The sequence below is a fragment of the Paraburkholderia sp. RL17-381-BIF-C genome, from assembly GCF_046026435.1.
In the GTDB taxonomy this organism is placed as follows: Bacteria; Pseudomonadota; Gammaproteobacteria; order Burkholderiales; family Burkholderiaceae; genus Paraburkholderia.
Window position 1 is genome coordinate 1 of sequence record NZ_JARESX010000116.1, and the last position, 15,119, is coordinate 15,119.

Here is a 15,119-nt window from a genome sequence, read left to right on the forward strand (position 1 = left end):
TAATCTTTTCAGATCTGTCTTTATCTTGCTGCTAACTCACGCTAACTTCTGTTTCGTCAGCAGCAAAGACCGATATTCTAACTACGTTACAGCCGTTTGTGAAGTCTTTTTTGCTACAAGTTCCAGACTTCGGAACAACTTCACTCTGCTCTGATGGTGGAGGTAAGCGGGATCGAACCGCTGACCTCTTGCATGCCATGCAAGCGCTCTCCCAGCTGAGCTATACCCCCCTTGCAGAACAGAAACGAGATTCTAGAGGCCAATTTGCGCTTTGTAAATACCCTTTGAGCAATTGCATGCGACTTTTTTCACAAGTCGCATGCAAACCCGCTCAAGGCACGCGCGAACGCAGTTAGCCCAGCGCTTTTTCGATACGGCCAACGACAACATCACGCCCAAACAGCATCAGGACGCTGTCGATCGACGGCGTATGCGTGGTGCCCGCCACCAGCAGACGCACCGGCATGGCCAACTGCGGCATCTTCAACTTGTGCGCGCCGAGCGTTGCCTTCAATGCCGCAGCGATCGCTTCCTTGGTCCACTCCACGCTCTTCAGCGCGGCGGCCAGATCGGCGAGCGCCGGACGCACGGCGTCGGTGACGTGTTGCGCGACGGACTCGGCATCAGGCGCCGGTGCGCGATAGAACATCGCGGCATTCTCTGCGATCTCCTTCACCGTGGATGCACGATCCTTCAGCAAGCCCACGACGGCTGTCAGATCGGCGCCCTGGGCGAGCGCAGCTTCGTCGATACCCAACTCGACGAAGAACGGCTTGGCCAGCTCCGCGAGACGCGCGTTGTCGGCTTCCTTGATGTAGTGCGCGTTCAGCCAGTTCAGCTTGTCGTGGTCATACTGGGCGGGCGACTTGCCCAGATGCTCCAGATCGAACCACTCGACGAACTGTTCACGCGTGAAAATCTCCGCGTCGCCATGCGACCAGCCGAGGCGCGCCAGATAGTTGACCACCGCCTCCGGCAGGAAACCGGCGTCGCGATAACCCATCACGCTCATCGCGCCGTGGCGCTTGCTCATCTTCTCGCCCTGCTCGTTCAGCACGGTCGGCAAGTGCGCGTAGACCGGCGGCTCGCCACCGAGCGCGCGCAGAATGTTGATCTGGCGCGGGGTGTTGTTGACGTGATCGTCGCCGCGAATCACGTGCGTGATGCGCATGTCCAGATCGTCGACCACCACGCAGAAGTTGTAGGTCGGCGTGCCGTCCGGACGCGCGATCACGAGGTCGTCGAGCTCTTCGTTCGAGATCTCGATGCGGCCCTTCACCGCGTCGTCCCATGCCACCACGCCGGTGAGCGGGTTACGGAAGCGCAGTACCGGCTGCACGCCCGCCGGCGGCTGCGGCAGCACCTTGCCCGGTTCCGGACGCCACGTGCCGTCATAGCGCGGCTTCTCGCCAGCTTCGCGCTGACGCTCACGCAACGCGTCGAGCTCTTCCGTCGACATGTAGCACGGGTACACCAACCCGGCGTCCTGCATCTGCTTGAGCACTTCGCGGTAACGGTCCATGCGCTGCATCTGGTAGAACGGACCTTCGTCGAAATCGAGGCCGAGCCACGCCATACCTTCGAGAATGGCGTCGACGGATTCGGAAGTGGAACGCTCCACGTCGGTGTCCTCGATTCGCAGCACGAAGGTCCCTTTCATCTTGCGCGCGAACGCCCACGGGTAGAGCGCGGAGCGAATGTTGCCGAGGTGGATGAAGCCGGTGGGACTCGGTGCGAAACGGGTACGAACGGAGGTGGTCATTAGCGGTTACTCGGAAGACAGGCGCCGGCGCCCGGGCGGACATCACCCGTGAAGCGCGGCAGCGGAGCGCGCCCATGCGGCGAGCAGGCGCCGCGCATGGACACGAAGGAATTAAATACGAGAGGCGAATTATACCTTCCGCCGGAGGGTTGCCTGCCCTCGTCCGAACGGCCAATACGTCCTGCATGCCGCGCCTTGCGGGACCCGAGGGCTTCCTCTGCAACGTTTCATTACCACGCCGCCGCACGCGTTGAGCTTTGATTTATGATGTGCGCGCGCTGCGGCTGGAGTTGGATCCACAGCGCATGGAATCGCCGCCGGCGATTCTGTCGTCTGACTATCCGCCCGATCGCGGCCAGGGTGACGTTTTTCGCGTTGCCCGAGCCGTTGCTGGAGAACTCGTTGAAGCCCTCATCGCCCCGCCTCGCCCGCCGCCATTTTTCACTGGCCGCCGCATCCGCCGTGCTGGCCGCCTGCACCACGACCGGCAGTAAAACCGATCTCGCGCCTGTCGCCGCCACCCCTGCCACGCCCACCACGAATACGCCGCCGCTCGACAAGCCGCAGCGGCCGCTGCGCGTCGCGCTCGCCCTCGGCGGCGGCGCCGCGCGCGGCTTCGCGCACATCGGCGTGATCAAGGGCCTCGAGGCACGCAATATCCAGATCGACCTGGTGGCCGGCACGAGTGCCGGCTCGGTGGTCGGCGCGCTGTACGCGTCGGGCATGAACGGCTTTGCGCTGAACAAGCTCGCCTTGACTATGGACGAAGCGTCGATCAGCGACTGGGCCATGCCCTTTCGCACGCGCGGCTTCCTGCAAGGCGTCGCGCTGCAGAACTACCTGAACACGACGCTCAACAACCGTCCGATCGAGAAAATGGCCAAGCCGCTCGGCGTGGTCGCCACCGACCTGAAGAGCGGCCAGCCGATCCTGTTCCAGCGCGGCAACACCGGCGTCGCGGTACGCGCGTCATGCAGCGTGCCGTCGATTTTCGAGCCGGTAAAGATCGGCGGGCGGGAGTATGTGGACGGCGGCCTGGTGAGCCCGGTGCCGGCTTCCTTCGCGCGCAAGATGGGCGCGGATTTCGTGATTGCCGTGGATATCTCGCAGCGCCCGGAAAGCGGCCTGACGGCCAGCTCGTTCGATGTGCTGATGCAGACCTTCACGATCATGGGTCAGACGATCAAGGCCTACGAACTCGACAAATACGCGGACATCGTGATCCGGCCAAATCTGGCCGCCATGAGTGGCAGTGATTTCTCCCAGCGCAACGCCGCGATTCTGGCCGGCGAAGAAGCGGTGGCGAAGATGATGCCGGAACTACAACGCAAGCTGGCAGCGAGCCGCGCCGCGGTGTAAGCGGAGCTGAACCGCAGACCTGCAAGGGCTTGCGAAGCGGAAGCCGCCCCGTCAGCCGCTCCGCTCAAATGCAAAAAAGCCTGCTTCGAACGAAGCAGGCTTTTTTACGCAGGAACGGCTGCGGCGCAGGCCGCGTGATCCGCACAATCCGTTACTGATTGCCGCCGATTGCCGCGTTCACGCGCTTGCGCAGATCCTGACCGTCCTGATAGGACGTCTCGATCCGGCGCGCGCCGGTGAAGCGCTTTTCCCAATAACCGCTATCCATGTCGTCGACGCGGATCGTGCTGCCCGTGGAAGGCGAATGCACGAACTTGTTGTCGCCGATGTAGATGCCAACGTGCGAGAACGTACGGCGCATGGTGTTGAAGAACACCAGATCGCCCGGCTTCAGATCGCTCACGCGAACCTTCTCGCCGACACGGCTCATTTCCTCGGCCCGGCGCGGCAGCGCCATACCGAGCGTGTCCTGGAACACGTAGCGGACGAAGCCGCTGCAATCGAGCCCGGAATCCGGCGTGTTGCCGCCCCAGCGGTAACGCACGCCGATCATGTTCAGTGCACCGACGACCACGTCGCCCGCTTTTCCGGCCATGCCGGAGAGGAACGATTTGGCGCCGCTGTCGCTATCGGGAGCGGTGGCTTGCGAATTGGGAGTGGACAAAGAATTCGACCCGTTGAGGGTCGAATATGAGGCATTCTGATTGAAACTGCTTACTTCGTCGGCGAACGCGCCGGGAGCTGCTGCCATCAAGACGCCAATGAACATCCCGGCGACGACGCGCGTGCAAGCCTGGGTTAGGTTTCTATCCTGCATTGGTCGGTATTTTTTGCCTAAAAATCAGAGAGCTACGGAAAAAGTTTGGTCGATACTAGCCAGTAAGTATTCACGTGTCAAAACAAATAGAAAAATTCAATCGGGACACGCACCCAATTGGTGAAAGGGTGAAAAATCAATGGTCAAGGGCTGCTTTCAGTAGCTTTCGAGTGTAGGGGTGCGCGGGCGTCGCAAAAATCTTCTCAACCTCGCCCGTTTCCACGATCGAACCGTTTTGCATGACCGCGACACGGTGCGCCATTGCCCCGATCACAGCCAGATCGTGGCTGATGAAAACGAAGCCCAGGTTGTACTTGTGTTGCAACCCGGCAAGCAGTTTCAGCACTTGCTGCTGGATGGAAACATCGAGCGCGCTGGTCGGTTCGTCGAGGATCAGAATGCGCGGCTCCAGCACGAGCGCGCGCGCAATGGCGATCCGCTGACGCTGGCCGCCGGAGAACTCGTGCGGATAGCGTTGCAACACCGTGCGGTCGAGGCCGACTTCGCGCAACACCGCGATCACCTTGTCGCGCCGCGCTTGCGGCGTCATGTCCGGCCGGTGCAGCGCGAGCCCTTCACCGACGATCCGCTCGATGGTCTGGCGCGGCGAAAGCGAACTGAACGGGTCCTGAAAGACGACCTGCATGTTCGAGCGCAAGGCGGTCTGTTCGGCGCCGCGGTAGCTGCCGAGCGGCCTGCCCTGAAACTCGATCTCGCCATGCGTGGTGCGTTGCAGACCGAGCAACGCCATCGCCAGCGTCGATTTGCCCGAACCCGATTCGCCGACGATTCCCAACGTCTCACCCTGGCGCACGGACACATTCGCGTCCGCGACCGCGCGAAACCGCCCCGAGCGGAACCAGCCGCTAAAGCCTGGCAGCTTCGTTTTGAAATCGACCGAAATTTCGCGCGCTTCGAGCAGCACCGGCGAAATCGGCAGCACGGGCACGACCGTGCGTTCAGGGCGGCTCGCCAGCAAACGCTGCGTGTACGGATGTTGCGGCGCCCCGAACACCCGCTCGACCGGCCCGCTTTCCACCAGGACGCCCTTCTCCATCACCGCGATGCGTTGCGCGAAGTGGCGCACCAGATTCAGATCGTGCGTAATCAGAAGGACCGCCATGCCGCGTTTTTCCGCTTCATCGCGTTGCAACTCCAGCAGCAGTTCGACGATCTGCGCGCGAATCGTCACGTCGAGCGCCGTGGTCGGCTCGTCGGCCAGCAGTAGACGCGGACGGCACGCCAGCGCCATCGCGATCATCGCGCGCTGGCGCTGGCCGCCGGAAAGCTGATGCGGATAGCTGTTCACGCGCTTGCCGGGCTCGGCGATGCCGGTGCGCCCCAGCAGCGCCACCGCGCGTTTGCGCGCCTCGTGTGCGCTCACGCCGTCGTGCACGACGATGGTTTCCGCGATCTGGTCGCCGACCGTATAGAGCGGGTTGAGCGCGGTCATCGGCTCCTGGAAGATCATCGCGATGTCCGAGCCGCGCATGCCGCGCATTTCGCGCTCGCTCTTGGCAAGCAGGTCTTCGCCGTCGAAACGGATCGACCCGCTCACCTGCGCGTCGCTCAGGAGGCGCAGGATCGACAGCGCGGTCACGCTCTTGCCTGAACCTGATTCGCCAACCAGAGCGACCCGTTCGCCGCGCTGGATCGCGAGCGTGACGTCGCTCACCGCGACCGTATCGCCAAAGCTCACGTGCAGATGCTCCAGTTCGAGCAGCGGCGCGGTGGCCTGTGGTGCTTCGCTCTGCAAGGACGCGCTCATTGATTGCCTCCGGCGCGCATGGCATCGGAGATGCGGGTATCGAGCGCGTTGCGCAGCGCATCGCCCATGAAGGTCAGCAGCAGCAGCATCGCCACCAGCACGCCGAAGGTGGACAGCGAGATCCACCAGGCGTCGAGATTCGCCTTGCCTTGCGCGAGCAGCTCACCGAGGCTCGGTGTCGGCGACGGGACGCCCAGGCCGAGAAAGTCGAGGCTCGTCAGCGCGAGAATCGCGCCACTCATGCGAAACGGCAGGAACGTGATCACGGGCGTCAGGCTATTGGGCAGCACATGCCGCCACATGATCTGCCAGTTCGACAGCCCCATCGCGCGCGCCGCGCGCACATAGTCCTGATGGCGATTGCGCAGAAACTCCGCGCGCACGTAATCGGACAGGCCGATCCAGCCGAATAGCGAAAGCAGCACGATCAGCAGAATGAAGCCCGGCTCGAAGATCGACGAGAAGATGATCAGCAGATACAGCTCGGGCATCGCACTCCAGATTTCGATCAGGCGCTGCCCGATGATATCGGTACGTCCTCCGAAATAACCCTGCACGGCGCCCGCCGCGATACCGAGAATCGTACCGATCAGCGTGAGCACCAGCCCGAACTCCACCGAGACGCGAAAGCCGTACAGAAGACGCGCGAACAGGTCGCGCCCGCGGTCGTCGGTGCCGAGCCAGTTGTCGCGCGATGGTGGCGCCGGATTGGGCGCCTTCGAAAAGTAATTCAACGTGTCGTAGTAGTAGCGATTCGGCGGATACAGCGCGAAGTTGCCTGGCGTGTCGAAACGCTGCTTGACATACGGATCGAGATAATCGGCCGGCGTCGGGAAATCACCGCCGAACGTGGTCTCTGCGTACGTCTTGAACATCGGGAAATACAGGTTGCCGTCATAGCGCACCACGAGCGGCTTGTCGTTCGACCACAGCGGACCCGCCAGGCTCGCCGCAAACGCCACGACGAACACGATCAGGCTCCAGTAGCCCAGACGCTGCTGGCGAAAGCGCTGCCACACACGGCGCGCGGGCGAAGGCGAGACGAACGCGCGCGCGGTCTCGGCGCGCGCCGACGCATCGGCGGAAAGACGGGCTCGATTCATCAGCGCTCCAGTTGTTCGAATTGGATGCGGGGATCGACCCACACATAGCAAAGATCGGAAATCAGCTTGGTCGCAAGACCGATCAGCGTGAAGAGATACAGCGTGCCGAGCACGACCGGATAGTCGCGCCGCACCACCGATTCGTACGACAGCAGCCCGAGGCCGTCGAGCGAAAACAGTGTTTCGATCAGCAGACTGCCGGTAAAGAACGCGCCGATAAACGCGGCCGGAAAACCGACGATCAGCGGCAACAGCGCATTGCGGAACACGTGCTTCCACAGCACGCGCTTTTCGGACAAACCCTTGGCGCGCGCGGTCAGCACGTATTGCTTGCGGATCTCGTCGAGAAAGGCGTTTTTCGTCAGCATGGTGACCACCGCGAAACTGCCCACGACCGAGGCCGTGATCGGCAACGCGATATGCCACAGATAGTCGAGCACCTTGCCGGCGACACTCAACTGCGCCCAGTTGTCCGACGTGAGGTTGCGCAGCGGAAAGAGTTGGAAGAACGTGCCGCCGCCGAACAGCACGAGCAGCAACACGCCCAGCACGAAGCCCGGAATCGCGTAGCCGATCAGCACCACGAGGCTCGTGGCGACGTCGAAGCGCGAGCCGTTGCGGATCGCCTTCGCAATGCCGAGCGGCACCGAGATCAGATAGGTCAGAAAGAACGTCCATAAGCCGATGCTGATCGAGACCGGCAGCTTGGAGACGATCAGCGACCACACGCTTTGATGGCGGAAATAGCTCTGGCCGAGATCGAACGTCGAGAAGCGCTTGAGCATCAGCACATAGCGCTCCAGCGGCGGTTTGTCGAAGCCGTAGAGCGCTTTCAGTTGCGCGATCTGCTGCGCGTCGACGCCGCTATGCGCGCGCAGGCCGAACGGCGCGCCGTTCTCCGCGCCTTTGCGCAACTCGTGCTGCATCTGCTCGACCGGGCCACCGGGGACGAACTGGATCACGGCGAAGGTCAGCGTCAGCACGCCGAGCAAGGTCGGGATCATGAGCAGCAGACGTTTGAGGATGTAGCTCCACATGGCGGCGTTTCCGGTGCGAAGGCGATGAATGAATGATGCGTTAGCGCGGCTGGGCCTGGGCTTGCGGCTGCGGCTGCGCGAACCACCACATCGACGTGATCCAGCCTTCCGCTGAATAGTACAGGGGCAGTGTTTTCGGCCACGCAAGCCCGCGCTTGAACGCCACCCGATGCGTCGCGCTGTACCAGTGCGGCACGACATAGTAGCCATGCATCAGCACGCGGTCGAGCGCGTGCGTGGCGTCGATCAGTTGCTCGCGCGTCTGCGCGTGCACGAGCGCGCTCAGGATGGCATCGACGGCGGGCGACTTCAGCCCGATCATGTTGTCAGAACCTGGCGTAGCCGCCGCCTTGCTGCCGAAGCGCTCGATCTGCTCCGAACCCGGCACCTGCACGTCCGGCATGCGAATGGTGGTGGTGTCGAAATCGAAGCTATCTAGCCGCTTCTGATAGACCGCGAAATCGGACACACGGAACGTGGCCTCGATGCCGAGCTTCTGCAGATTGCGGATGAAGGTCGCGACGATCGGCTCCATCTGCGCGGACGAGCCGGAGTCGTCGAGAATCTCGAAGCGGAACGGCTCGCCTTTGGCGTTGCGCAATGCGCCGTCGCGGTAGGTCCAGCCGGCCTGTTGCAACAATGTGCGCGCCTGCAGCAGATTGGCGCGCAGCGAGCCGGGCGGATCGGTGTCCGGCTGCTTCGGCGGCGGGCCGAACACCGCCGGATCGAGCTTCGCGCGCCATGGTTCGAGCAACGCCAGCTCACCGGGCGTTGGCAGCCCCTTCGCCTGCAATTCCGTATTGGCGAAGAAACTGTCGATACGCGTGTACTGATTGAAGAACAACTGGCGATTGAGCCACTGAAAGTCGAGTGCGAGATCGAGCGCCTTGCGCACGCGAACGTCCTGAAACAACGGGCGCCGCGTGTTCAGCATGAAGCCCTGCATGCCGGTGCCGTTATGTTGCGGAAACACCTGCTTGATCAGCTCGCCGTTATCGAACTTCTTGCCGACGTCACGTCGCACCCAATTGCGTGCCACATACTCGACCAGCGCGTCGTATTCGCCGGCCTTGAAGGCCTCGAGTCGCGCGGTGCTGTCCGAATACAGCTTATAGACGATGCGATCGAAGTTATTCATGCCGACACGCACCGGCAGCCCCGCGCCCCAGTAATTCGGGTCGCGACGGTACGTAATCGTGCGGCCGTTGTCGTACTGTTCGATCAGATAAGGGCCGCTGCTAATCGGCTTCTCGAACGCGAGCTGGTCGAACGGAATCCGGCTGCCGTCCGGCTTCATCCCCCACTTACGCGAGAACACCGGCATGCCGCCCGCGAGTAGCGGCAGCTCGCGGTTGCGCTGGTGAAACTCGAAGCGGATCGTGTGCGGATCGACCACCACCGCGCGGGTGATCTCGCCGAAGATCGATGCGAACTGCGGCGCGGCCTGCGGGCTTTTCAGCGTATCGAGCGAAAACTTGACGTCGTCGGCGGTGACCGGATCGCCGTTCGAAAAACGCGCGCGCGGATTGATGTGGAACGTGACGGACAAGCCGTCCGGCGCGATGTCGATGTCGTCGGCAAGCAGCCCGTAGGCGGACGCCACCTCGTCGCTGCTGCCAGTGGTGAGGCTTTCGAACATCAGGTCTACACCGGGCGCGGTATTGCCGCGCAGCGTGAACGGATTGAATTTATCGAAGCTGGTGAGGCGGCTCGGATTGGCCAGCACCAGCGTGCCGCCCTTCGGTGCCTCCGGGTTCACGTAGTCGAAGTGCTTGAAATCCGCCGGATATTTCGGGTCGCCGTATTGCGCGATCGCATAGACCGCGTGCGCGCGCGGCGCCACGAGCAAACCGGCCAAGGCCAGCACGGTGCACATCATGGCGGCGCAGGTGGAGCGCCAGGACCGCGGCACGATCGCGAGGCCGGCGCGCGAGGGTCTGTGAATCACGCGGCACCGAGGTGCGCGAGGCGTTGGAACCCGTCGCGAGCCAGTTGTCATAAGGGCCTTGTTGGTCAGTGGGACAAGTGCAGTGTGAGAGAATTCTACCCAATAAACCCGCGCGATCCGCACGTACCTTGCACACAGCGTCGAGGTGCGCGGCGCGCCCATCCGATCAGGAGATACCATGGGCTTCCTCGCTGGCAAACGCATCCTGCTGACCGGCCTGTTGTCGAACCGCTCGATCGCCTACGGCATCGCGCAGGCCTGCAAGCGCGAAGGCGCCGAACTGGCGTTCACCTATGTCGGCGAGCGCTTCAAGGAGCGCATCACGGAGTTCGCCGGCGAGTTCGGCAGCGACCTGGTGTTCCCCTGCGACGTCGCCGACGACGCGCAAATCGACGCCCTCTTCGCCTCGCTCAGGCAACATTGGGACGGCCTCGACGGTCTCGTTCATTCGATCGGCTTTGCGCCTCGCGAAGCGATCGCCGGCGATTTCCTCGACGGCATGACGCGCGAAAATTTCCGCATCGCGCACGACATCTCCGCGTACAGCTTCCCCGCGCTCGCCAAGGCCGCGCAGTCCATGTTCACGCCGGACGCGTCGTTGCTCACGCTCAGCTATCTCGGCGCCGAGCGCGCGATTCCGAATTACAACACCATGGGTCTCGCCAAGGCTTCGCTCGAAGCGAGCGTGCGCTATCTGGCGGTCTCGCTCGGCGCGAAAGGCGTGCGCGTCAACGGCATTTCGGCGGGTCCGATCAAGACGCTGGCCGCGAGCGGAATCAAGGGGTTCGGCAAGATTCTCGAGTTCGTCGAACAGAATGCGCCGCTCAAGCGCAACGTGACGATCGAACAGGTGGGCAATACAGCGGCTTTCCTGCTGTCGGATCTGGCGGCCGGTGTGACGGCGGAAATCGTGCACGTCGATAGCGGGTTTAGCGCGGTGGTGGGCGGTATGGCTGCTGTTGCGGAGTGAGCGCGTCTTTCGCGTGAGCGATGCGTGGCGTGGCGTGGCGTGGCGCGGTTGTTCGTGCCGTCGCGTTTTTGAGCCTGTTGCAGAAGCCCAAAAAGAAAACCGCCCTCACGGGCGGTTTTCTTTGAATTTGCGCTTCGATCAATCGCGGTCTGAAAGCTTAGTGCCAGCCGCGGTGATTGTCGTAGTGGTCGCGGCCATAGTCGTAACGGCCCGGGGGATGATGGCGGTACCAGTCATCGCGCGCCCAGTAGCGGCGACCATCCCAATAGCGGTCGCCATGCCAGCCGATCACGATCGCCGGGCCACCGTAGTACACAGGGGCCGGTTGATAGACGACCGGCGGCGGAGGCGGCGGAGGCGGTGCATAAACCGGTGCCGGCGCAACGTAAACCGGTGCGGGAATGCCGATGTTGACACCAATGTTGACGCCGCCGGCCATTGCTGCACCCGACGCGCCCAACGCGAAAACCCCGATCAGAAGCGGAACAAGACGAGCGGACTTCATCGATCACCCTTTGGAAGAATGTGTTGTTGGCGGAAATATAGCGCAAGGTGCCGTTCCGCGTATTTCAACTTTGTAATAACTGATGCATAAGATCGCGTTCACGAGGGACCGGTTACGTCTCGTTACATTGGACGAGGTTTTGGTGAAGAAGTGGGGGTGTTGTAATCGGCGCGTGCGGCCGTAGCAGCGCAATGTGCGGCGCGATGCATGGAAACCTCGTTGCCTGCCCGTCCGGCCACCGGGTATCCGGCCGACGGCAGTATGGACGGCCCGCAACGCACGGCACCAGACATCAACCATGCAGACTACGATATGCAGGATACCCAATCATTCTTTGGTTTCGATCCTGCTCTGTCAGCGCATGCAAATGCTCACGCTCGGACTGCGCTCTAACGAGATATCAGCAATAACGAAACCACCGGAAACCCATCCGACTTTGCCCGCCGGCGCAGCGAATAACGCGCCAAAAAACAAAAACCCCGCAGAGCCTAGACTCTGCGGGGTTCTCTCTACCACTTCTGGCGGAGACGGAGGGATTCGAACCCTCGATCCAGGTTTTGGCCCAGATGCTCCCTTAGCAGGGGAGTGCCTTCGACCTCTCGGCCACGTCTCCCAAACTTTCGGTCGCGCAGGGAGTCAGCGCGACGAAGCCAAGATAATAGCGGGCCGAACCACGAAGGTCAATGTCTGGCGAACATTTTTTGTGCCAGTTTTGTCATTGACGACGCAATTTATTCACATCGACCACGCAAAACAAACGGAGCGCTCTTGTACGCCCCGTTGTTCAAAGCAAATTACGCTTGATCCAGTTCGAACGCTTTATGCAGCGCGCGCACGGCGAGCTCCATATACTTCTCGTCGATCAACACCGAGATCTTGATTTCGGAGGTCGAGATCATCTGGATATTGATGCCCTCTTCCGACAGCGTGCGGAACATCGTGCTTGCGATACCGACGTGCGAGCGCATACCCACGCCGACCACCGACACCTTCGACACCTTCGGATCGCCCAGCACCTGCTCGGCCTGCACGTGGCCCTTCACCTGGCCCGTGAGGATGTCCATGGCGCGTTGATAGTCGCCGCGGCCAACCGTGAACGTGAACGCCGTTTTGCCTTCCACGCTCTGGTTCTGGATGATCATGTCGACGTCGATATTCGCGTCCGCCACCGGGCCGAGAATCTGGTACGCGATGCCCGGCTTGTCGGGCACACCCATCACGGCGATGCGAGCTTCGTCGCGCTGAAACGCGATGCCCGAGATGACTGCTTTTTCCATGGTCTCGTCTTCTTCAAAAGTAATCAGGGTGCCCGACTTCATTTCAGCGTCGAGCGGTATCAGCGGATCGGTCAGGCTCGACAGCACACGCGTCTTCACCTGATATTTGCCGGCGAATTCCACCGAGCGGATCTGCAGCACCTTCGAACCCAGGCTTGCCATTTCCAGCATTTCTTCGAACGTTACGCGATCGAGCCGGCGCGCTTCTTCCACCACGCGCGGGTCGGTCGTGTAGACACCGTCGACGTCCGTGTAGATCAGGCACTCATCGGCTTTCAACGCAGCCGCGACCGCGACCGCCGACGTATCCGAACCGCCACGGCCAAGCGTGGTGATATTGCCGTCAGGGTCGACGCCCTGGAAGCCGGTGATCACCACCACCTTGCCCGCGTCGAGATCGCGCAGCACGCGCTCGCCGTCGATTTCGCTGATACGCGCCTTCGTGAATGCGCTATCCGTTTTGACCGGCACTTGCCAGCCGGCGTAGCTGACCGCGTCGACGCCGGCTTCCTGCAGCGCGATGGCGAGCAGTCCCGAGCTGACCTGCTCGCCCGTAGCGGCGATCATGTCGAGTTCGCGCGGGCTCGGTTGAGCCGCGATGTCTTTCGCGAGACCGAGCAAGCGGTTGGTTTCGCCGGACATCGCCGACGGCACGACGACCATCTTGTGGCCAGCCTTGTGCCATTTCGCGACGCGCTTGGCGACGTTCTTGATGCGCTCGACCGAGCCCATCGAGGTGCCGCCGTATTTGTGTACGATGAGTGCCATTGTCGTTCTGAACTGGAGGAGAAACCGCGCTGGCGCGCTGGAGACGACCGCACAAAAGCACAGGAGCGCAACGTCTTGTGAACGACGGCAAAATGTGTGGCGGCGTAAATGCAGCACGCGTGCAGCACGCGCGGATTTGCCCGGGAATGATCGCTGATGGCTTATCGGAAACGACGGATCACGATCGCAGACCGGTAAAAGCGACGGCAAAAGCGGGTCGGGCAAACAAGCTAAATTACCTGATCGAGCGTAAAAAGACAAGCCGCAAAGGCCATCGAAATGCGCTGAATAAGGGCCGCAAAGGCTTGTTTCAGGCCAATTTGCGCCCTGTTTGCGGAATCGCAGGTTAGCTAGCCCAAGTGTCCGACCGGCCGGTCAGGCGATCAGCAAATCGTCGCGCCATACGATCCTGACGTGGGATTCGCCCTCGCCGGCCTGCTCGGGCAACACCGAGCGATTCACCCCAAGCAAGGGCACGAACAGCAGATCTTCGCCGCTGTAGAGCAACGGCACGTCGCGTTTCCACGCGGGAATACCGCGTTCCTGGAACAGGTTTTTCAACGTGCGGCTCGGCGCATCGTGAGCCGCGCCCGTGCGCATCCGTTCGCCGCCGCTACGCGAGCAAGCGCTCAACACGGCGCGCCGCAGAACGCTGACGGGAATCGCGTCGGGGTCGCCCGCGGCTGCGTCGGCGAACACGAATGTGCCGCGCCATTGCGGCAAACGCCAGACCGGCTCGCCCTGCCATGCGAGTTCGCTGGGCGCGCGCGCGGCGAGCGCGGTTTCATCGGCGGGATCGCGGCTGTCGCCCTTTTCCCAGTACACGAGGCCGCGATAGCTGCGCAATGCATGACCCGCGTGATCGACGCGTAGAGCATGGCCCTCGCCCGCCGCGCCAATTTCGCGCAGTTGACGCAGCGCATCGCCAAGACGCGCGCTCGATGCGGCGACAAGGCCGAGCGTGCGCATCCAGTAGCGTATGAGGTTGAGCGCCCGGTCGTCGTCGAGCGCGAGCAACGCATCATGCGAGAGCGCTCGTCCTTCGTCGCGTGACGCAGCCTGCATATCCATGCTCGCGAGCGTGTCGAGTAGCCGTTGTGCGGACGCGGCGTGCGCCGCCGTGCGAGCCAGCGCGTCGCGAAAGCCGGGAAAGTGGACAGCCAGCGCCGGCATCACGTCGTGGCGCAAAGCGTTGCGCGCATAACGCGTGTCCGCGTTCGATTCGTCGTCGATCCAGCGTAATGCATGCTCGCTCGCGTATTGTTCGAGCTGAACCCGCAGCAGATGAAGCAAAGGCCGCACGCGCGTGGCCGACGCGTTCGCGGGCAAATACTCCGGCGCCATCGCGGCGAGCCCGGCGAGGCCGGCGCCGCGCAGCAATTGCAGCAGCACGGTTTCCGCCTGATCGTCCGCATGTTGCGCGAGCCAGAGCGTGGCGATGCCGCGCGTCGCGCACATGTGGTCCAGCGCGCGATAACGCGCATCGCGCGCGGCGGCCTCGACGCTCACACCCGCGTCACGCGAAACCTCGACGCGCTCCGCTGCGAACTCGACGCCACGCGCCTGCGCGAACGCCTCGCAATGCGCGAGCCAGGCATCCGCGTGAGGACTCAGGCCGTGATGCACATGCAGCGCCACGCAACGCGCCGCACCGGCGACGCGCACCGCGGCATCGAGCAGCACACTCGAATCCACCCCGCCACTGAGCGCGATCGCGATACGCGCGTCAGTAGCGAGTGCGGACAGCGAAACGCCGACCGCCTCGATAAAAAGGGGGGGGGGGGGGGGGGGGGGGGGGGGGGTGA

At 62.6% G+C, this 15,119-nt stretch carries 12 protein-coding genes and 2 tRNA genes; 3 read left to right on the top strand and 11 right to left on the bottom strand.

The features are described 5' to 3' along the window. Positions 1-154 precede the first annotated feature (154 nt). Together P0D70_RS34440 and gltX are read right to left on the bottom strand one after the other, a co-directional pair. A tRNA-Ala gene (locus tag P0D70_RS34440) sits at positions 155-230 on the bottom strand. A 122-nt stretch (positions 231-352) separates the two neighbouring features. Further along, on the bottom strand, positions 353-1,762 hold the full coding sequence (gene gltX, locus P0D70_RS34445) for a glutamate--tRNA ligase (RefSeq protein ID WP_091793275.1): 1,410 nt from the start codon (positions 1,760-1,762) through the stop codon (positions 353-355). 402 nt (positions 1,763-2,164) lie between these two features. On the opposite strand from gltX, the gene P0D70_RS34450 reads away from it, so the two are divergent. Further along, positions 2,165-3,121: a patatin-like phospholipase family protein gene (locus P0D70_RS34450; RefSeq protein WP_091800352.1), complete on the top strand. Its 957-nt coding sequence runs from the start codon at positions 2,165-2,167 to the stop codon at positions 3,119-3,121. Positions 3,122-3,272: 151 nt separating this feature from the next. Here P0D70_RS34450 and P0D70_RS34455 read toward each other — a convergent pair whose 3' ends face one another. The 5 genes from P0D70_RS34455 to P0D70_RS34475 all read right to left on the bottom strand — a co-directional run bounded on the left by P0D70_RS34455 (position 3,273) and on the right by P0D70_RS34475 (position 9,725). Beyond that, positions 3,273-3,938: a C40 family peptidase gene (locus P0D70_RS34455; RefSeq protein ID WP_091793274.1), complete on the bottom strand. Its 666-nt coding sequence runs from the start codon at positions 3,936-3,938 to the stop codon at positions 3,273-3,275. 136 nt (positions 3,939-4,074) lie between these two features. Next, positions 4,075-5,706 (bottom strand): ABC transporter ATP-binding protein, encoded by a 1,632-nt coding sequence (locus P0D70_RS34460; RefSeq protein WP_408187815.1) that lies wholly within the window; start codon positions 5,704-5,706, stop codon positions 4,075-4,077. Then, complete coding sequence (locus P0D70_RS34465; protein ID WP_091793272.1) at positions 5,703-6,809, bottom strand: ABC transporter permease; 1,107 nt, start codon at positions 6,807-6,809, stop codon at positions 5,703-5,705. Before P0D70_RS34465 ends, P0D70_RS34460 begins: the two co-directional genes overlap by 4 nt. Continuing rightward, positions 6,809-7,846: a microcin C ABC transporter permease YejB gene (locus P0D70_RS34470; protein ID WP_408187816.1), complete on the bottom strand. Its 1,038-nt coding sequence runs from the start codon at positions 7,844-7,846 to the stop codon at positions 6,809-6,811. Before P0D70_RS34470 ends, P0D70_RS34465 begins: the two co-directional genes overlap by 1 nt. A 40-nt stretch (positions 7,847-7,886) precedes the next feature. After that, on the bottom strand, positions 7,887-9,725 hold the full coding sequence (locus P0D70_RS34475; RefSeq protein ID WP_408187818.1) for an extracellular solute-binding protein: 1,839 nt from the start codon (positions 9,723-9,725) through the stop codon (positions 7,887-7,889). A 247-nt stretch (positions 9,726-9,972) separates the two neighbouring features. On the opposite strand from P0D70_RS34475, the gene fabI reads away from it, so the two are divergent. Continuing rightward, the gene (fabI, locus tag P0D70_RS34480) at positions 9,973-10,764 is read left to right on the top strand and encodes an enoyl-ACP reductase FabI (protein ID WP_408187817.1); all 792 of its coding nucleotides are present in this window, start codon (positions 9,973-9,975) and stop codon (positions 10,762-10,764) included. Between the two features lie 157 nt (positions 10,765-10,921). Here the strand turns inward: fabI and P0D70_RS34485 are convergent, their stop codons facing one another. From P0D70_RS34485 to P0D70_RS34495, 3 genes are all read right to left on the bottom strand, one after another. Then, a complete protein-coding gene (locus P0D70_RS34485) occupies positions 10,922-11,269 on the bottom strand; it encodes a hypothetical protein (RefSeq protein ID WP_091793263.1) in 348 nt (115 codons plus the stop codon). Between the two features lie 519 nt (positions 11,270-11,788). Continuing rightward, positions 11,789-11,882, bottom strand: a tRNA-Ser gene (locus tag P0D70_RS34490). Positions 11,883-12,063: 181 nt separating this feature from the next. Continuing rightward, complete coding sequence (locus tag P0D70_RS34495) at positions 12,064-13,314, bottom strand: aspartate kinase (protein ID WP_091793261.1); 1,251 nt, start codon at positions 13,312-13,314, stop codon at positions 12,064-12,066. A 77-nt stretch (positions 13,315-13,391) separates the two neighbouring features. Between P0D70_RS34495 and P0D70_RS34500 the strand changes: the two genes are divergently transcribed. Further along, positions 13,392-13,664 (top strand): hypothetical protein, encoded by a 273-nt coding sequence (locus tag P0D70_RS34500; RefSeq protein ID WP_143048297.1) that lies wholly within the window; start codon positions 13,392-13,394, stop codon positions 13,662-13,664. Between the two features lie 25 nt (positions 13,665-13,689). On the opposite strand, the gene tilS is transcribed toward P0D70_RS34500, so the two are convergent. Beyond that, positions 13,690-15,081, bottom strand: coding sequence for a tRNA lysidine(34) synthetase TilS (tilS, locus tag P0D70_RS34505; protein WP_408187819.1), 1,392 nt, complete (start codon positions 15,079-15,081; stop codon positions 13,690-13,692). Positions 15,082-15,119 lie beyond the last annotated feature (38 nt).